The organism is Streptomyces sp. 12E (genome assembly GCF_055633275.1).
On record NZ_JBVNCJ010000001.1, the window covers coordinates 1,541,010 to 1,559,095 of the forward strand.

Consider the following 18,086-nt stretch of genomic DNA (forward strand, 5'->3'; position numbering starts at 1 on the left):
CTAAACTAGCGGTGTTAGTTTTCCCGCGCCAGAGGTCTCCGTACGGCCGTGTCATTCCTCCAGATCGGGCAGCCGTGCCGGATTCGGACAGATCCGCTCGCCCTGCCGGTCGAAGACGAAGAGGTGGGCGAGGTCGACCAGGAGCGGTACCTGCATGCCGTGCCGGAGGCGGATGTCGGGGGTGGTGCGGACGATGAGGTCGCCGGGGGCGCGGGGCTCGGCGGAGGCCGGGGCCGGCTGCTCGGAACGGTCGAGCGTCGCCACGGGGCCGGCGCGCAGCGCCCCGGCCCGTTCCCGCAGCCGGTGCAGGACCGTGCCCTCGCGGCGGCGGCGCCGGGCCGGGCGCTCGGGCCGCGGGCGCGGGGCCTCCAGGTCGGGGACGACGGCGGGGCGGGAACCGGTGTCGAAGTGCACGAGGACCTCGTGGCCCTGGAACTCCAGGTGCTCCACCAGGCCGGTGAGCGCCACCTCGCCGGTCCGCGCGGCGGACGGCTTGGCGATCCGCACGGCCTCCGAGCGCAGGCCCACGATGACCTCGCGGCCCTGCTGCACCCGCAGCAACTGGTGGTCCAGGGAGAGCGGTTCGGGCAGCCGCAGGAACTGTTTGCCGAGGCTGATGGTCATCGCCCCGTCGAGCGGGGCGCGCACCAGACCGCGCAGCAGATTGATGCGCGGGGTGCCGATGAACGCGGCGACGAAGACGTTGCCCGGCAGGGAGTACACGGTGCGCGGGGTGCCGACCTGCTGGAGGACGCCGCCGCGCAGGACGGCGACGCGGTCGCCGAGTGACATGGCCTCGGACTGGTCGTGGGTGACGTAGACGGTGGTGACGCCCAGCTCCCGGGTGAGCTGGGAGATCTCGGCGCGCAGCCGGTTGCGGAGCTTGGCGTCGAGGTTGGACAGCGGCTCGTCCATCAGGAAGGCGGAGGGGTGGCGGGCGATGGCCCGGCCCATGGCGACGCGCTGGCGTTCACCGCCGGAGAGCTGGGCGGGGAAGCGGTCGAGGAGGTCCTCGATGCCGAGCATGCGGGCGGTGGCGTCCACCCGCGGGGCCGGGTCGGCGCCGGGGGACTCGATGCGCAGCGGGAAGCCGATGTTGTCGCGACTGGTCATGCTCGGGTACAGGGCGAAGTTCTGGAACACCATCGCCATGTCCCGTTCGGAGGGCGGCAGTTCGTTGCCGTACTCGCCGTCGAGGAACAGCCGGCCCTCGTCGATGTCCTCCAGTCCGGCGATCATCCGGAGCACGGTGGACTTGCCGCAGCCGGAGGGGCCGAGCAGGACGAGGAACTCACCGGGCGCGATGTCCAGCGACAGCCGGTCCACCACGCGGACGTCTCGCGTGTATGCCTTGCTCACGTCGTGCAGGGAGATGGCGCGTGTCATGAGGGTGCCCCCGGGGCGGATCAGGGCGCTGGTGCTCCGCGTTCGGAACGCCCCGTGCGGGCCGCACGGGGCGCGTGAGTCACGGAAGCTAACGGAAAGTAGCAGCCGGGGGAAGATGCCGGGCGGGATCAGGGCGCCCCGGTCCAGCAGGTGAGAAAGCGGACGTCCGGATTCACCGGGGTGCCCGGTGCTCCCGTCAGTCGTCGCCCCCGTCGTCGCCGCTTCCCGAGCGGCCGTTCGAACGGCCCGACCGGAGCAGCTCGCCCGCCGCCAGGGTCGCCTTCGCCGCTCCGCGCGCCCAGCGCGGACCGCCCCGTGCCGCCCAGACGACGCAGACGCATCCTCCGACGGCGAGGACGAGAACACCGGACAGGACGATCAGGAGCATGCGGTCCCCCTCATGGGCACGGCCCGACTCCCGTGGCACGGCCCGTACTTCGTACGTGAGCACGCCATCCTCCCACTACGCACGCACCACCACGCCGACCGCGGGCAGTCGTGCCACCCCCAGTGCCTCAAGGGCCAGGGAGACGCCCCAGGGCGGTGGGGGCACCCCGCAAACGCCGGGCCGCGCGGCCCACCCCCGCCCAGCACCCGCACCGCTCACTTCACCTGCCGACGCGCCCGCACCCTCCCCCCGCCCCCCTCCCGCGGCCCCCTCCGGGCGCCGTCCCCCTCCTCCGGCCCGGCCGGGGTCCGCAGGGCGACCCCCGAGGACAGGAACAGCAGCGCGCCCAGCATCACGAACGGCGCCGCCACCCCCGCGACCCCCGCGATCAGCCCCGCCGCCGCGGGCGCGGCGACCTGGCCCAGGCGGTTGCCGGTGAGGCGCAGGGCGAGGGCGGTGGAGCGGGCCTCGGCGGGGGCGGCCTGGACGACCGTCGTCATGGACAGCGGCTGACCGACGCCCAGGCAGAAGCCGAGGACCGCCAGGACCAGGGCCAGCGCCCAGACCGGCAGCGGCAGCGCGACGCCCGCGCACAGCAGCGCCGCCAGCAGGCAGGTCACCGTCAGCAGCGCCGTTCGGCCGAGCAGGCGCAGCAGCGGGGTGAGGACCAGCCGGCAGGCGATGGTGGCCGCCGCGCGGAGGCTGAGCAGCAGGCCGATGACGGCCGGGTCGATGCCCCGGTGCTCGCCGACCACCGGGAGGTAGGCCGTGAGGATGTCGGTCGCGGACAGCACGGCCAGGCTGATGAGGATGCCCGCGGGGACGCCCCGGGCCCGCAGGATGCCCCGTACCGGCACCCGTGCGCCCTGTCGCGCACGGGACTTCGGATCCCCGGGCCGCTCGATGCGCCACAGCGAGGTGAGCGCGACGGCTCCGCCCGCTCCCGCCACCAGCAGGGCGAGCGCGCTGGTCCGGGCCATGTCCGCGCCGATCAGCGCGCCCGCCGCGATGGGACCGACCAGCTGGCCGAGCGAGGCGCCGATGGTGAAGTGGCCGAAGTTGCGGTCCTGTTCGTGCGGCGCGGACTGGCGGGCGACGAGGGACTGCGCGCCGATGACGAAGCAGAGGTGACCGAGGCCCATCACCCCGCTCCACAGGGCCATCGTCCACAGTGAGCCGGCCAGGCCGCTCAGCGCGCAGCCGCCGGAGATGAGCACCACGCCGACCGGGAGCAGGGGCGCGCAGCGGCCGTGGTCGGTGCGCCGGCCGAGCGGTACGGCGGCGAACAGCGGCAGCAGCGCGTACACGCCCGCGATCACACCGACCGCCCGCTCGTCCGCGCCCAGTGCCAGCGCCCGGTAGGAGACGGCGGGCCGGGCCATCGACACCGCCCCCTGCGCGAAGCCGAAGGCGATGACGAGGCGGAGCAGCCAGCCGCGGTTCCCACCGGGCGCCATGATCGGGTCCTTCCTGAGGGTGATCCGGGTGTCCGGCTCAGATGGTGCCGAACAGGATTCCGGCCGCGAGGATCAGCAGGCAGATCATGGCCGCCCACTTCACCACGAACCGGGTGTGGTCGCCGAACTCGACCCTGGCCATGCCGACCAGGACGTACACCGCGGGGACGAGCGGGCTGGACATGTGCAGCGGCTGGCCGACGAGGGAGGCGCGGGCCATCTCCAGCGGGGAGACGCCGTGCGCGGCGCCGGCTTCGGCGAGGACGGGCAGGACGCCGAAGTAGAAGCCGTCGTTGGACATGAAGTAGGTCAGCGGAAGGCTCAGCAGGCCGGTGACCAGCGCCATGTGCGGGCCCATGCCCTCGGGGATGACGTCCACCATCCACTCGGCCATGTGGTCGACCATGCCGGTGCCCTGGAGGACGCCGGTGAAGACCGCGGCGGCGAAGACCATGCCGGAGACGTTGAGGACGTTGTCGGCGTGGGCCGCGAGGCGGGCCTTCTGGTCGGGGATGTGCGGGAAGTTGACGGAGAGCGCGAGGGCGGCGCCGAGCAGGAACAGCACCGGGATCGGCAGCAGCTCCATGATCATGGCGGTGAGCAGGCCGACCGTGAGCAGCGCGTTGAACCAGTACAGCCTGGGGCGCAGGGTGGAGCGGTTCGGGTCGAGGCCCTGGAAGTCGTCGTCCCGCTCGTCGGTGTCCGGACCGGCACCAAAGCCGCCGGCGGGCCGGGCGCCCTTGCCGGATCCGCCGGCGGAACCCGCGCCGACCAGCACGGTCGCCGTCTCCTCGGCCTCCTCCTTCACCAGCGCCTCGTCCAGCGTCAGCACGCCCAGCCGCCTGCGCTCGCGCAGCCCGAGCACGTACGCGAGGACGACGACGCCCAGCAGGCCGACCAGCAGCGCGGGGATCATCGGGACGAAGATGTCGCTGGCGTCGAGCTTGAGCGCGGTCGCCGCGCGGGCCGTCGGGCCGCCCCAGGGGAGGGTGTTCATCACGCCGTTGGCCATGGCGGCGACACCGGTCATCACGACCAGGCTCATCTTCAGGCGCTTGTACAGCGGGTACATCGCCGAGACGGTGATCATGAAGGTGGTGGAGCCGTCGCCGTCCAGCGACACGATCGCGGCGAGCAGCGCGGTGCCGACGACGATCCGCATCGGGTCCGCCTTGCAGAACCGGAGGATGCCGCGGACGATCGGGTCGAAGAGTCCGACGTCGATCATCACGCCGAAGTAGACGATCGCGAACATGAGCATCGCCGCGGTGGGCGCGAGGCTGGACACGCCGTCGATGACGTAGTCGCCGAGGTGGGCCCCCTTGCCGACGAACACGCAGAACAGCGCGGGGATCAGCACGAGCGCCGCGATCGGCGACATCTTCTTCAGCATGATCAGGACCAGGAAGGTCGCGATCATGGTGAAGCCGAGGATGGTCAGCATGAGTGGACACCTAACGTTCGCCCTTGAACTCCCACCAGGGCCGGCGGTGCGTCGACGTTAGGTTCCGTGAAGCGCCGTTAACAAGACGTCCACCCGCGAGCAATAAGCGCGAAACCCCAGGTCACGGCTTTGCTCAGGTCAGAGCGCCGAACGTTTTGGTCACGGCGGCCGACGGGGCCACCTCGACGGGGACGCCGTTGAGGACGGCGTTGCCCGACAGCGGGTCGAGGAGGCTGCCGTCGAGGAGCTGGTTGACGTTGGCGCCGGGGTCGGCGGCGGCGTGCCGGATGCGGGTGCCGGGCCGGTCGTGGCCCCAGCCGTGCGGCAGGCTCACGACCCCCGGGCGCACGCCGTCGGTGACCTCGGCGGGGGCGGTCACCTCTCCCCCGGCGCCCTTGATCCGCACCGGCTGTCCGTCCCGTACGCCGAGGCGTTCGGCGTCCTCGGGGTGGAGGTGCAGGGTGCAGCGGTTGGAACCGCCGGTGAGGGCGGGCACGTTGTGCATCCAGCTGTTGTTGGAGCGCAGGTGGCGACGGCCGACGAGGACGAGTCCGGCGGGGCGTTCGTCCAGGGCGGCGCGCAGGCGCGGGAGGTCGGCGGCGATCGGGTCCGGCAGCAGTTCGACCTTGCCGCTGCGGGTCTTCAGCGGCTGGGGCAGCCTGGGGCGCAGGGGACCGAGGTCGATGCCGTGCGGGTGGGCGAGCAGCTTCTCCAGGGTGAGCCCGTCCGGGTCGGAGCCGAAGCCGTCGCCGTAGGGGCCGAGGCGCAGCATCATGTCGAGGCGCCGCTCGGGGCCGTTCTCACCGGTGAGCAGGCCGGCCAGCTCCTCCGGGTCGCGGCCGTGGACCGGGGAGTGCGGTTCCCGGACCGCCTTGGCGAGGGTCCGGTCGATCACCATGGCGTCCACGGCGCCGGGGTCGGCGCCGTGCATGCCGGTCACGGCGAGGACGAGCCGGGCCAGGATCTCGGTCTCGGCCATGCGGCCGGGCTCCAGGGGGACGGCGGGGCGGGTGTAACGGACCTGGTTGCGCACGGCGAGGGTGTTGAAGGCGAAGTCGTGGTGCGGGCTCTGCGCGGGCGGGGGCGGCGGCAGGACGACGTCGGCGTGGAGTGAGGTCTCGTTGAGGTACGGATCGACGCTCACCATGAAGTCGAGCGAGCCGAGCGCCTTGTCGAGCCGGTCGCCGTCCGGGGCGGAGAGCACCGGGTTGGCGGCGACGGCGATGAGGGCCCGTACCGGCTCGCCCTCGCCGGCGGGGGTGTCGATCTCCTCGGCGAGGGCGGACAGCGGCAGTTCGCCCTTGGCCTCGGGGTGCCGGCTCACCCGGGAGTGCCAGCGTCCGAGGACGAAGCCGCGGCCGGGTCCGGCGGGGCGCGGGGTCTTGTCGGTGGCGGCCTGCGGGAAGAGGACGCCGCCGGGCCGGTCGAGGTTGCCGGTGAGGGTGTTGAGGACGTCGACGAGCCAGCTGGCGAGGGTGCCGTGCGGGACGGTGCAGCTGCCGATGCGGCCGTAGACGGCGGCGGTGGGGGCGGCGGCGAGTTCCCGGGCGAGGGTGCGGAGGGTCTCCGCGTCGACGTCGCAGGCGCCGGAGACCGCTTCGGGCGTGAAGTCCCGCAGCGCGGCGGCGAGTTCGTCGAGCCCTTGGACGTGCGGCGCCCGCTCGCCGAGGTCGACGAGGCCCTCGTCGAACAGGGTGTGCGCCATCGCCGCGAGGAGCAGCGCGTCGGTGCCGGGGCGGACGGCGAGGTGCCGGTCGGCGAGGCGGGCGGTGCGGGTGCGGCGCGGGTCGATGACGGTGAGGGTGCCGCCGCGGGCCCTGAGGGCCTTGAGCCGGCCGGGGAAGTCGGGGGCGGTGCACAGGCTGCCGTTGGACTCCAGGGGGTTGGCGCCGATCAGCAGCAGGTGGTCGGTGCGGTCGAGGTCGGGCACGGGGATGGCGTTCGCGTCGCCGAAGAGCAGCCCGCTGGAGACGTGCTTGGGCATCTGGTCGACCGTGGAGGCGGTGAACAGGCTGCGGGTGCCGAGCCCGGCGATGAGGACGGGCGGATAGAGGGCGCCGGCCACGGTGTGGACGTTGGGGTTGCCCAGGACGATGCCGACGGCGTGCGGTCCGTACCGCTCGACGACGGGCCGTATCCCGGCGGCCACGGCGTCGAACGCCTCCGTCCAGGTGGCCTCGCGCAGCTCCCCGTCGACGCGGACGAGCGGGGTGCGCAGCCGGTCGGGGTCGGAGTCGACGGCTCCGAAGGCGGCGCCCTTGGGGCAGAGAAAGCCCTTGCTGAACACGTCGTCCCGGTCACCGCGGGCGCCGGTGACCCGGCCGCCCTCGATGGTGAGCGTCAGGCCGCAGGTGGCCTCGCACAAGGGACAGACACGAAGGGCGGTGCGGGGCACGGGGCCTCCCGGGTACGGCGACTGCGGTGACGCGCGGACGGGCCGAGCATACCGACCGGTATGCCCGGAGGGGAGGGGTCGCCGGGGGCGGCTCAGTCCAGCGTCCGGGCCAGATGGGCGCGCAGCATCTCCCGCAACTGGCCGATGACCTTCTCGTCCCCCTCGGGCGTCATCCGGAACGCCAGGTGGACGAGGGCGTCGGCGGTCTCGACGGCGACGAGGACGGTGCGGCGCAGGTCGTCGTCGGCCTCGCGGCCGAGGTAGCCGGAGAGCAGGTCGGCGAGGCGGTCGGCGACGCGGTGGTTGGGCTCGGCGCGGCGGGCGCCGACGGGTATCTGGTTGCCGAAGTCGACGAGGGAGAAGCCGGGAGCGGTGCGCTTCATGTCGAGGTACTCGTCGAGCACCACGTCCACGGCGTGCCGCCAGCCCCGGTCCCCGGTGACCCCGAGGCGTTCGGTGACCCGCTCCGTGAAGCGCTCCAGATTGCGCTGGGCCAGCGCGTCGGCCATCTGGCGCTTGTTGCCGAAGAAGCGGTAGACGGAGCCGATGGGCACGCCGGCGCGCTGGGCGACGGCACGGGTGCTGAGGTCGTCGTAGCCGACCTCGTCGAGGAGCGCGGCGCAGGCGTCGAGGATCCTGGCCAGCCGCTCGGCGCTGCGCCGCTGCACCGGCGCTCGACGGAGCGATGTCGCGTGGGGCACGGGGCTCATCATGCCCGCTCGCCCCCGCCCGGTGAACCTCGCCCTCCGCCGCGCTCCCGCCCGTCCGTTCCGCGCGCCTGTCCCGGGGGCGCCGCCGCGCTCGGCCCGCCGTCCGGCTCCCGGTCCGAGACCGTGATGTCGGCCGTGCCCTCCACGGGCTCGCCGTTCACGGCCCACACCGAGCCGTCGTCGGCGTACAGGCGGACGGTGACGCGGTGCGTGCCGCGCGGGACGGAGTGGCCGGGGAGGTGGTACTCGGGGGTGCGCAGCAGGGCGACGCGGCGGCCGTTCAGTTCGAGGTGCGCCAGGCCGCGGCCGGCCACCGCGCGCCCGCCGGCGCCGTCCGGCGAGAAGCGGAAGTTGCGCACGGCCAGCCGCACGCCCCAGCCGCCGTCGCTGTCGGGGGTGACCTCGACACCGACGGCGGGCGCGTCCTCCTCGCCCACCTCGCGGTAGGGGCGGCCCTCCTCGTCCCGCTCGTCCAGGAGCTCACCGGCCGGCGAGGGCGGCCTTCCGTCCCGCTCCCGGGCGTCGCCCGGGGCGCAGCCCGCGGATCCGGCCAGGAGTGCGACACAGACCGCGAGCGCGGTGATCAGTCTCCGCGTCCACGACATGACCGGGAGCGTAGAACACGGGTGCGACCCGGCGGATCCACCTGAAGTCGGGTTCCACGTCCTCCGTCGAGAGGAGGAGGGCGGTGGGGGGCGGGGACCGCGCGCCCCCTTGCGCTGCGGAAATCGCAATCCTACGGTGTCGCATAGGAATCCGACCGCAAGGGAGCACCGGGCATGAGCGATGGGGGTACCACCCGCGCGAGCGCATTCGAGCGTGGGGAAGCACGCAAGATCGCCGAAGGGCTGGAACACCTCTCCGGTTTCGGCAACGAGCACAGCTCCGAGGCGGTCCCGGGCGCCCTGCCCGAGGGCCGCAACGCGCCGCAGCGCGCACCGCTCGGGCTGTACGCGGAACAGCTGAGCGGTACGGCGTTCACCGAGCCCCGCGCGGAGAACCGCCGCTCCTGGCTGTACCGGATCCGCCCGTCGGCCGCCCACCCGGCGTTCACCCGCACGGGCAACGGCTCGCTGCGCACCGCGCCCTTCACCCAGACCGTGCCCGACCCCAACCGGCTGCGCTGGGACCCGCTGCCGGAGCCCGCCGGGGGCACCGACTTCCTGGCCGGACTGTGGACCCTGGGCGGCAACGGCGACGCCGCCCAGCGCACCGGCATGGCCGTGCACCTGTACCACGCCACCGCCTCGATGGACCGCGTCTTCAGTGACGCCGACGGCGAGCTGCTGATCGTCCCCGAGCGCGGCGGACTGCTGCTGCGCACGGAGTTCGGACTGCTGCACGTGGAGCCGGGACACATCGCGTTGATCCCTCGTGGGGTGCGGTTCCGTGTGGACCTCCTCGAGGAATCCGCCCGCGGTTACGTGTGCGAGAACTACGGGGCGGCGTTCCGGCTCCCCGACCTCGGCCCGATCGGCGCCAACGGGCTGGCCAACGCCCGGGACTTCCGGGCGCCCGTCGCCGCGTACGAGGACGTCGAGGGACCGGTGGAGGTGGTGAACAAGTTCTGCGGCAACCTGTGGTCGGCCACCTACGACCACTCCCCGCTGGATGTCGTCGCCTGGCACGGCAACCATGTGCCCTACGCCTACGATCTGCGCCGCTTCAATGTGATGGGCACCATCTCGTACGACCACCCGGACCCGTCGATCTTCACGGTGCTGACGTCTCCGAGCGACACCCCGGGTCTGGCCGGGGTGGACTTCGTGGTCTTCGCGCCGCGTTGGCTGGTGGGCGAGGACACCTTCCGGCCGCCGTACTTCCACCGGAACGTGATGAGCGAGTACATGGGCCTGATCGAGGGCGCCTACGACGCGAAGGCGGAGGGTTTCGTGCCGGGCGGGGGCTCGCTGCACAACATGATGTCGGCGCACGGCCCCGACCGGGAGACGTTCGACCGGGCGAGCGCCGCGGAGCTGCGCCCGCAGAAGATCGACGACGGCCTGGCCTTCATGTTCGAGACCCGCTGGCCGGTGTCGCTGACCCCCCACGCGGCGCGGGCGGACCACCTGCAACAGGGCTACGACGACGTGTGGCAGGGGCTCGAGCGTCACTTCCAGCCGTTGCACTGAACGTTCCCCGACCGGTACGGATAGCCCGTGACCTCCTTCGCTCCGGATTCGATCGTCCTGAACCGCAAGTTGCCGCTCTGGTACCAGGTGTCGCAGTCGCTGCGCGCCTCGATCCTCGGCCGCTCGCCCCAGGACCCCCTGCGCCTGCCCACCGAGGAACAACTGGCCGGGCACTACGGGGTGAGCGTGCTGACCATGCGGCAGGCGCTGAAGGAGCTGGAGGACGAGGGGCTGATCACCCGCCACCGCCGGCGCGGCACGTTCATCGAGCCCGGCGCCCGGCGGGGCGCCCCGGTGCGGCTGCTGGGCTCGGTGGACGCGATCGTGGCCCAGCAGTCCGGCATGACGACCGAACTGCTGGAGCACGGTCCGGCGCCGGTGCCGACGGAGATCGCCGAGTACTTCCCCGACCTGTCCGAGGCGGCGGCCTACCACCGGTTGCGCAGCGACGAGAAGACGGGCGAGCCGACCAACCACGCCCGCAACTGGGTCCGTCCCGAACTGGCCGCCCGCATCGACCTGGACGACCTGGTGCGGTGGCCGATGACCAAGGTGCTGCGGGACGCCGTCGGGTCGGACATCAGCCGCATCACGGACACGGTGGAGGCGCGGCTGGCGGACCCGGAGACGGCACGGCTGCTCCACGTCCCGCTGCTCAGCCCGATCCTGCACTACACGGGCGTCACCTACGACAGCGACGGCCGCCCCTTGGACGTGGCCGTCATCCACTACCGGGGCGACCGCTTCTCCTTCACGGTGACGCTGGACGCCACCTGATCCGCCGCCCCCGCAAGCCGTACGATGCCCTGCGTGACGCACGACGACGCTCCGCTGCTGGCGGACCTCATGCCGTGGTCCGTCGCACCGCCGCGGCTCGGCCGGGGATGGCCGGCGGCCCCCGACGCGGCGTCCCTGAAGGCCCGTTGGAACGCCCTGGTGAAGGCCGAGGGACCAAACCGCGAGGCACTGTTCGGGTCGACCCGTTCCCGGACCCCGTACACGGCGGTCGGACAGCTGCCGGGACGCGGCGGCGGCACGGAGAAGCTGGCCCGCGCGTCGGGCCCGTGCCCGGAGCCGGTACGGGTGTTGTACGGCCCGTTCGACGAGCAGTGGCTGATCCCCGACCAGCGGCTGATCGACACGGCCCGGCCGGAGCTGTGGCGGGTGGCGGACGAGCGGCAGATCTTCGCCGTGGAGGCGGGCACCGTCCGGGACCTCACCGGCCCTCCCCTGCTGGCCACTTCCCTGCTGCCGCTGCTGCGCACCGGCCGCGTCCGCCCGCTGTACCGCCGGCCGGGCGCCGCGGAGCCGAACCTGGCCCCGGGTCTGACGGCACACCTCGCCGCCAGGCTCGGCCGGGACACCTCGCCGGTGGACGTCCTCGCCTGGGCGATGGCGGCGGCGCGCGTCACGCCCGCCGGACTCACGGTGCCGCTCACCGGGGACGCCGACGTGTGGGCGCGGGGCGTCGCGGTGGGCCGCCGGATGCTGTGGCTGGCGCGGCGCGACGGGGAGCGCCCCCGGCTTCCCGGCGGGCGCCGCCCGTACGTGCGCGCCCCGCTGCCCGCCCGGCCGGCGACCGTGGACTACGACCGGGACGAGGAGGCCCTGCTGCTCGGCGACGGCCGCATCTCCCCGGTGCCGCACGGGGCCTGGGACTTCGAGGCCGGCGGGGCCCGGGTGCTGGAGCGGTGGTTCGCGGCCCGCACGGAGCCGGCCGAGCCGGGCACCCTGGCCGCGATCCGGCCGGCCCGCTGGCCCCAGAGCTGGACCTCGGAGCTGCTGGAACTGATCACGGTCCTCGCCCTGCTGGCCGAACTGCGCCCGCAGCAGGCGGCGTTGACAAAAGCGCCCGTCTCCGACCCGATCACGTCGGCCGAACTGCGCACGGCGGGCGTGCTCCCGGTCCACCCCTCCGCACGCCGCCCCGCCTCGGTGCTGGACGCCCGCGAGGAGGGGCCGGAGGGCCAGCTCGCGCTGATCTGAGGGTCAGCCGCGGGGTTCGAAGCCGTCCGGCATCCGGCCGAGCGCCCGCTCGAACACCGCCTCCAGATCGATCGGCCCGGCGTCCTCCGCGAAGGCCGCCGCCATCCGCGGGTACTCACCGGTCGCGATCCGGCCGCCCGGATGGGCGATCCGGATCGCGTTCTCCTGCTCCTGCGACCAGGGCAGCGAGCGGCTGCGTTCGGCGGTGGCCAGTTCGTTGGCGACGTAGGTCGTCACGATGCCGTTCAGCATCGCGATCAGCTCCAGTTCGGTGCCGTAGGCCCCGGGGAGCGGGTCCAGGCAGACCAGGCGGTGTTCGAGGTGGCGCAGGACGTCCACCGGGGGGTGACGGACCGGTTCCGCACGCTGCCGATGAGCCGGGCGGCCGTGCCGGTGGGCCAGGCGGCGGCGGACGTGCTGGTGACGGCGGCCGGGACGGTGCCGTTCCTGCTGGTGGGGCTCGCGGTGGGCTGGCGGGTGGAGGGCGGCGCGCTCGCCGCCGCGGGCGCCGTCGCCCTGCTGCTGCTGTTCCGGTTCGCCTGCGTGTGGATCGGGATGCACCCCGGTCTGCTCACCCGGAACGAGGAGGCGGCCGGCCAGCTGGGCGGGGCGGCCTTCCTGCTGCCGCTGCTGTCCAGCGCGTACGTCCCGACGGCGGGACTGCCGGACGGGCTGCGCACGGTCGCGGAGTGGAATCCGATCAGCGCGGTGGCGACGGCGCTGCGGGACCTGTTCGGCAACGCGCCCGTGCCCGACGGGGCGGCCTGGCCGGTGGCACATCCCGTCGCGGGATCACTGGGGTGGTGCGCGGTGCTGCTCGTGGTGTTCGTGCCCCTGGCGGTACGGCAGTACGGGCGCGGGAGGGAGTGAGGCCGCGCGGCGTGTCAGGTCCCTGCCAGGGTGAACCAGGCCGGCGCGCCCCCGGAGCACCGCCGGGTGGGAACGGGGGCGCCGACACGGGGAGGCGCCGGTGTCACAGCGGGCTCAGGACGCCACCGGCGCCGCCGGGGAGCACGGCCGGGGCGGGGCGCCGCGCCGGGACGGTGGTGGACCGTCCGGGCGCCGGCGCTACCGGCTGCCGAACAGGGAGCGGCGCAGTCGACGCAACGGGGCGAAGAGCGAGACGCGGCTCGCCCGGGCCCGCGCGCTCCTGGCGCCGCGGTCGTGCGCGGTGTCACGCGCGATGAGCTCGCGCATCAGCAGCGTCGCCTCGGCCGTCTCCCGCTGCGGGACCGCGGGTCCCCCGAGAACCGAGAGATGGCGGTCGAGGCGCGAACTGGTCGCGCTGCTACCGCACGTGATCGCAGGAACCCTGGCCCTGCTGCGCACCGTTATCTGTTCCATGTCACTCCCCACCCGTACGAGTCCACCCGGCCCGGGCAGGGTAACCCTATCGCCCCGGCCGGGCACCCGTGTATCGAGGTCACAGGATCCACCTTCCCCATAAGGGGGTTGACGAACACTCGTCGATTACTCTCCGAATCCGACCGTTTCCAGGGCGAGTTGGACGATGGGTCGCGAGGTGGGCCGCGGTGATCCGCCGTCGGGTTCGACGGTCACGGCGAGTGACGCCGCGGCGGTGTCCAGACCGGAGACGGCCAAGGGCGCACCGCCCTCGAACAGCCCCGGGGAACGCGGTCGCGCGTCCGGGCCCATGCGCCAGAGCTGGCGCACACGTCCGTTCGGGGGGTCGCCGTGTCCGCCGAGGGTGACGACCGCGCTGCGGGTCGATGCGGAAGCGATTACTCCGATCGTGCGGCCCCGCGTGTCCCGGCCGCTGCTCACACGGGCGTCCGGGGCGGCGAGAACGTGGGCGATCTCACGTGACCGGTCGCGTTCGACGTCCAGTCGCTCCCGGGTCCCGTCCGCCTGAACGGCGAAGAGCGCGGCGACGACGAGCGCCGCGGCGGTGGCCGTCGCGAACGGCACGATCAGCGGAGTGCGGCGCCGCTCGCGGGGGCGCGGCGGGGGCGCGGCGCCCCGGACGTACGGCGGGAGCCGCGGCGCACGCGCGCGTGCCGGTTCCCGGCGGTGCCGTTCTCGGTGACGTGCGAGACGGGGACCCCGACGGACGGGGCCTCCGCCTCTCCTTCCGGTTCGGACGACGGGCACTGAGGGTCAGGCCACCGCGTCGAGCACCGGCAGATAACCGCCGGACTGTCCGGCGGCCGTCGGGTGGTACGAGTTGCCGATGTTGAACCAGTCCACGCTGTGCAGCCAGGAGCTGCCGGAGCAGATCTCATGGCCGGTGAAGGCGGTGCGTACGTCGCCGAAGGTGAAGCCGTGGGCGCCGGCGCGCCGGGCGATGGCGTTGTCGAGGTGGTCGGCGGCGTCGTTGACCGCCTTCCGCTTGGTCTCGGAGAGACCGACGCAGGAGGTGCCGAGCTTGTAGAACCGGGGGTAGCCGAGCACCACGACGCGGGCGTTGGGGGCCCGGTCGCGGATCGCCGAGTAGACGCCGTCGAGCTTGCCGGGCAGCGTCGAGTCGACGTACGCCTTCGCGGTGGCGATCCGCGAGAGGCAGGTGCTGTCGGACTGGAGCACACAGGTCGTCATGACGTCGGCGAAGCCGGCGTCGTTGCCGCCGACGCTGATCGAGACCAGGCCGGTCGAGGTGGAGAGCGTGCCGAGCTGCCCGGAGAGAACATCACCCGTTCGGGCACCGGAGCAGGCCTTGAAGTCGAAGGACGAGGGTGAGTTGGCGGCTGCCCAGAGGTAGGGGTGGGCCTTCGTGCTGCGCTTGCAGTCGCCGCTGCCGGAGAGGTAACTGCCGGCTCCGACGCCGGAGGCGTAGGAGTCGCCGAGGGCCACATAGCCGCCCACGGCGGCCTGTTGGGACGCCTGTGCCGTCGCGGCCCCGGTCAGGGCGGTGGTGACGGCGAGGAGCAGCGAGCCGAGGAAGCCGAGGAAGAGGACAATTCGGGAACGTCTCATGGAACCTCCCTTTAGCAGGATCTCTGCCGCAACCGTCGTACCAATTACGCGTGTTGACCGGAAGTGTTCATGCCAAAACTGTTGCTGTTCAATCCTGGACGAAATCTGGCCGCAGGGACTTTCGGGCCTTGACGGTCCTTACGGGGTGCGCCACATTGAAGCCCGGCATCCGGCACTTCGGGGGGCAAAGTCGGCCATGCGGATCCACGCATCCGGGCAAGAGGCTTGCGCAACGGCCAAACCAACGAAAACGTGATCGACCTCTTCAGGTCTTGCCATTCGGGTTCAACCGTCAATACCGTCATACATCTCACTCGCGCCGGTCCGTCAGCAAGCGGTTCCAGGGGAGGGCTCAGGACCGCGACGAACCGGTGCGGGGCGCGGTAGGGGGGTGCCGTGCCCGGCGACCGCAGGCGGTGACCGGGCCGTGCCGCGCGGTCGGCTGCCGTTTTCGCGGCCGGCCAGATGTGCCAGCTCACCTGGCGTGCGCGTCGGTTCCGTCCGTCGCGCCGTGGGGTGAGAACCCCCCTTTCGAACCGGACGAACAGCCGGGCTGCCCGAGGGGCGGGCGGTCCACCGGACGAGAGGGACCAGACTCATGAGTTCCGTTCTGCAGCCGGCGACCGAGGACCAGGATCCGCCGACCGCCCGCACGTACCGGCCCGTCTCCTCTCACCTGGCCATCGCGCCGCCGGTGAGCGTGGTGATACCGGCCATGAACGAGGCGCAGAACCTGCCGTACGTCTTCAAGACGCTTCCCGACTGGATCCACGAAGTGGTCCTGGTCGACGGCAACTCCACCGACGACACCGTCGAGGTGGCCCGCGACCTGTGGCCCGGCGTCAAGGTCGTCGGCCAGAGCGGCAGGGGCAAGGGGGACGCGCTGCGCTCCGGCTTCGAGGCCTGCACCGGCGACATCATCGTGATGGTCGACGCGGACGGCTCGGCGGACGGCAACGAGATCGTCAGCTACGTCTCCGCGCTGGTCTCCGGCGCGGACTTCGCCAAGGGGTCCCGCTTCGCCAACGGCGGCGGCACCGACGACATGACGTTCATCCGCATGCTGGGCAACCGGGTGCTGTGCGCCGTCGTCAACCGCAAGTTCGGCGCCCGGTACACCGACCTCTGCTACGGCTACAACGCCTTCTGGCGGCACTGCCTGGACAAGATCGACCTCGACTGCACCGGTTTCGAGGTCGAGACCCTGATGAACATCCGGGTCGTCAAGGCCGGCCTCAAGGTGCAGGAGATCCCCAGCCACGAGTACCTGCGCATCCACGGCACGAGCAATCTGCGGGCCGTGCGCGACGGACTGCGCGTGCTGAGAGTGATCCTCGGGGAGCGTTCCAACCGGCGCGCGCTGCGCCGGCGTCCGCACCCCTCGCCGCTGCTCGACACGGTCCGGGGGAAGGCGTCTTGAGCGATCCCGGCGCCCCGGGCGTCTCGGTCGTGATCTGCGCCTACACCGAGGACCGCTGGGAGGACGTCCTCGCGGCGGTCGCCTCGGTACGGGCGCAGTCACGGCCGGCCCTGGAGACCCTGCTGGTCGTCGACCACAACCAGGATCTCCTGGACCGCCTGGGCAAGGAGTACGAGGATTCCCCGGGCGGCGCCGTCGTGCGGGTGCTCGCCAACGCGGGCCCCCGCGGCCTGTCCGCCGGCCGCAACACCGGGATCGCCGCCTCGCGCGGGGAGGTCGTCGCCTTCCTCGACGACGACGCGGTGGCCGAGCGCGACTGGCTGAAGCACTTGGCCGAGGCGTACGACGACCCGCGCGTGATGGCGGTCGGCGGGCGCACCGAGCCCGTCTGGGCGTCGGGCCGGCGGCCCGCCTGGTTCCCCGAGGAGTTCGACTGGGTGGTGGGCTGCACCTACCGGGGCCTGCCGCGCGGGCGGGTGCGGGTGCGCAACGTGCTCGGCGGCAACGCCTCCTTCCGGCGCGAGGCCTTCGACGCGGCGGGCGGCTTCGCCACCGGCATCGGACGCGACGGGAACAGGCGTCCGCTGGGCGGCGAGGAGACGGAGCTGTGCATCCGCCTCAGCCGCGCCCGCCCCGACGCGGTCCTGCTGATCGACGACCGCGCGGTGATCCACCACCGGGTGCCCGAAGTCCGGGAGCGCTTCCGCTACTTCCGCGCACGGACCTACGCCGAGGGGCTGTCCAAGGCGCTGGTGTCCCGCAGCGTGGGGGCGGAGAAGGGGCTCGAGTCCGAACGCCGGTACACCACACGGGTGCTTCCGGCCGGGGTGGCACGGGGACTGCGCGACGCCCTGCTGGCCCGCCCGGGCGGTGCGGGGCGCGCGGGGGCGATCGTGGCCGGGGCGCTCACGGCGGCCGGCGGCTACCTGGTGGGGAGCGTGCGGGCCCGGCGGGGCGGGGTCACGTTCTCCGTGGTGGGCATCGGGGAGGACGGCCGTGACTGACGTACGCGTGCCGATCCTGATGTACCACGCGGTCGCGGACGACCCCGGCGAGGCGACCCGCGCCCTGTCCGTGTCCCCGGAGGCGTTCGCCGAGCAGATGGCGGTGCTCGCGGACCGGGGCCTCACCCCCGTCACCACAGCGGAACTGGCCGCGCACTGGCGCTCGGGCCGCCCGCTGCCCGCCCGGCCGGTCCTCGTCACGTTCGACGACGGCTACGAGGGCGTGCACCGGCACGCGCTGCCCGTGCTCGCCGAGCACGGCTTCCCGGCCACCCTGTTCGTCTCCACCGGCTGGCTGCGGGGGCCGTACGACACCGGCGGCGGTCCGGACACCATGCTCGACTGGGACCAGGTGCGCGAACTGGCCGGCGCCGGCGTCGAGATCGGCGGGCACAGCCACAGCCATCCGCAGCTCGACCAGCTCGACGACCACCGGCTGCGCTCCGAGCTGGTCCTGTGCAAGGAGATCGTCTCGGACCAGCTGGGCTCCGTACCCGCCTCGTTCGCGTATCCCTACGGCTACTCCAGTCGCCGGGTGCGCCGGGCGGTGCGCGAGACGGGGTACGCCCAGGCGCTCGCCGTCGGCAACGGTCTCGCCCGCCGTGCCCAGGGGCCGTACGCCCTGCGGCGCGTGACGGTGCGACGGTCGACGGACACCGCCGAGTTCGAACGGCTGGTGGAGGGGCGGGGCGTCGCGCGCGCCTTCGCCCGGGACCGCGCGCTGACCAAGGGGTACGCGATGGTGCGCCGGACCCGGCGGGCACGGGGGCTGATCCGCCGGCCGCCGGACTGAAGCGTGGGCGACCATCCGCGTGCACCCCGGAAACCGG

15 protein-coding genes and 3 pseudogenes are annotated in these 18,086 nt (G+C 73.1%); 7 read left to right on the plus strand and 11 right to left on the minus strand.

Features of this window, described 5'->3' with window-relative positions; translation table 11 throughout:
• Positions 1-51 precede the first annotated feature (51 nt).
• From ACZ8ZB_RS07255 to ACZ8ZB_RS07285, 7 genes are all read right to left on the minus strand, one after another.
• Entirely contained in the window at positions 52-1,386 is a 1,335-nt protein-coding gene (locus ACZ8ZB_RS07255) for an ABC transporter ATP-binding protein (RefSeq protein WP_470736869.1), read from the minus strand.
• Positions 1,387-1,582: 196 nt separating this feature from the next.
• Positions 1,583-1,837: a hypothetical protein gene (locus tag ACZ8ZB_RS07260; RefSeq protein ID WP_470736870.1), complete on the minus strand. Its 255-nt coding sequence runs from the start codon at positions 1,835-1,837 to the stop codon at positions 1,583-1,585.
• Between the two features lie 152 nt (positions 1,838-1,989).
• Entirely contained in the window at positions 1,990-3,231 is a 1,242-nt protein-coding gene (locus ACZ8ZB_RS07265; protein WP_470736871.1) for an MFS transporter, read from the minus strand.
• A gap of 37 nt (positions 3,232-3,268) precedes the next feature.
• Positions 3,269-4,675, minus strand: a complete 1,407-nt coding sequence (locus ACZ8ZB_RS07270) for a CitMHS family transporter (RefSeq protein WP_470736872.1) — start codon at positions 4,673-4,675, stop codon at positions 3,269-3,271.
• Between the two features lie 133 nt (positions 4,676-4,808).
• Complete coding sequence (locus ACZ8ZB_RS07275; RefSeq protein WP_470736873.1) at positions 4,809-7,070, minus strand: molybdopterin oxidoreductase family protein; 2,262 nt, start codon at positions 7,068-7,070, stop codon at positions 4,809-4,811.
• A 92-nt stretch (positions 7,071-7,162) separates the two neighbouring features.
• Entirely contained in the window at positions 7,163-7,780 is a 618-nt protein-coding gene (locus tag ACZ8ZB_RS07280) for a TetR/AcrR family transcriptional regulator (protein ID WP_470741438.1), read from the minus strand.
• Positions 7,780-8,385, minus strand: coding sequence for a hypothetical protein (locus ACZ8ZB_RS07285; RefSeq protein ID WP_470736874.1), 606 nt, complete (start codon positions 8,383-8,385; stop codon positions 7,780-7,782). Before ACZ8ZB_RS07285 ends, ACZ8ZB_RS07280 begins: the two co-directional genes overlap by 1 nt.
• 174 nt (positions 8,386-8,559) lie before the next feature.
• On the opposite strand from ACZ8ZB_RS07285, the gene hmgA reads away from it, so the two are divergent.
• Genes hmgA through ACZ8ZB_RS07300 form a run of 3 tightly spaced genes read left to right on the plus strand, consistent with a single transcriptional unit; the run spans position 8,560 to position 11,898 of the window.
• The gene (gene hmgA, locus ACZ8ZB_RS07290) at positions 8,560-9,912 is read left to right on the plus strand and encodes a homogentisate 1,2-dioxygenase (RefSeq protein ID WP_470736875.1); all 1,353 of its coding nucleotides are present in this window, start codon (positions 8,560-8,562) and stop codon (positions 9,910-9,912) included.
• 27 nt (positions 9,913-9,939) lie between these two features.
• Positions 9,940-10,689, plus strand: a complete 750-nt coding sequence (locus ACZ8ZB_RS07295; RefSeq protein WP_470736876.1) for a GntR family transcriptional regulator — start codon at positions 9,940-9,942, stop codon at positions 10,687-10,689.
• A 24-nt stretch (positions 10,690-10,713) separates the two neighbouring features.
• A complete protein-coding gene (locus tag ACZ8ZB_RS07300; protein ID WP_470736877.1) occupies positions 10,714-11,898 on the plus strand; it encodes a type ISP restriction/modification enzyme in 1,185 nt (394 codons plus the stop codon).
• A 3-nt stretch (positions 11,899-11,901) separates the two neighbouring features.
• Here the strand turns inward: ACZ8ZB_RS07300 and ACZ8ZB_RS07305 are convergent.
• Positions 11,902-12,303 (minus strand): annotated as a pseudogene (locus ACZ8ZB_RS07305) (TetR/AcrR family transcriptional regulator); the annotation flags it as partial.
• Here ACZ8ZB_RS07305 and ACZ8ZB_RS07310 point away from each other — a divergent pair.
• Positions 12,211-12,768 (plus strand): annotated as a pseudogene (locus ACZ8ZB_RS07310) (ABC transporter permease); the annotation flags it as partial. The pseudogenes ACZ8ZB_RS07305 and ACZ8ZB_RS07310 overlap by 93 nt on opposite strands.
• Positions 12,769-12,966: 198 nt before the next feature.
• Here ACZ8ZB_RS07310 and ACZ8ZB_RS07315 read toward each other — a convergent pair.
• The 3 genes and pseudogenes from ACZ8ZB_RS07315 to ACZ8ZB_RS07325 all read right to left on the minus strand — a co-directional run bounded on the left by ACZ8ZB_RS07315 (position 12,967) and on the right by ACZ8ZB_RS07325 (position 14,832).
• Positions 12,967-13,242, minus strand: a complete 276-nt coding sequence (locus ACZ8ZB_RS07315; protein WP_030825701.1) for a hypothetical protein — start codon at positions 13,240-13,242, stop codon at positions 12,967-12,969.
• 126 nt (positions 13,243-13,368) lie between these two features.
• Positions 13,369-13,926, minus strand: a pseudogene (locus ACZ8ZB_RS07320) (anti-sigma factor); the annotation flags it as partial.
• Between the two features lie 90 nt (positions 13,927-14,016).
• Entirely contained in the window at positions 14,017-14,832 is an 816-nt protein-coding gene (locus tag ACZ8ZB_RS07325) for an SGNH/GDSL hydrolase family protein (protein ID WP_470736878.1), read from the minus strand.
• Positions 14,833-15,430: 598 nt separating this feature from the next.
• Here ACZ8ZB_RS07325 and ACZ8ZB_RS07330 point away from each other — a divergent pair.
• The 3 genes from ACZ8ZB_RS07330 to ACZ8ZB_RS07340 are packed head-to-tail and all read left to right on the plus strand — an operon-like array spanning position 15,431 to position 18,049.
• Entirely contained in the window at positions 15,431-16,252 is an 822-nt protein-coding gene (locus ACZ8ZB_RS07330) for a glycosyltransferase family 2 protein (protein ID WP_470736879.1), read from the plus strand.
• A complete protein-coding gene (locus ACZ8ZB_RS07335) occupies positions 16,249-17,256 on the plus strand; it encodes a glycosyltransferase family 2 protein (RefSeq protein WP_470736880.1) in 1,008 nt (335 codons plus the stop codon). The genes ACZ8ZB_RS07330 and ACZ8ZB_RS07335 overlap by 4 nt, the downstream gene beginning before the upstream one ends.
• The gene (locus ACZ8ZB_RS07340; RefSeq protein ID WP_470736881.1) at positions 17,249-18,049 is read left to right on the plus strand and encodes a polysaccharide deacetylase family protein; all 801 of its coding nucleotides are present in this window, start codon (positions 17,249-17,251) and stop codon (positions 18,047-18,049) included. Before ACZ8ZB_RS07335 ends, ACZ8ZB_RS07340 begins: the two co-directional genes overlap by 8 nt.
• Positions 18,050-18,086 lie beyond the last annotated feature (37 nt).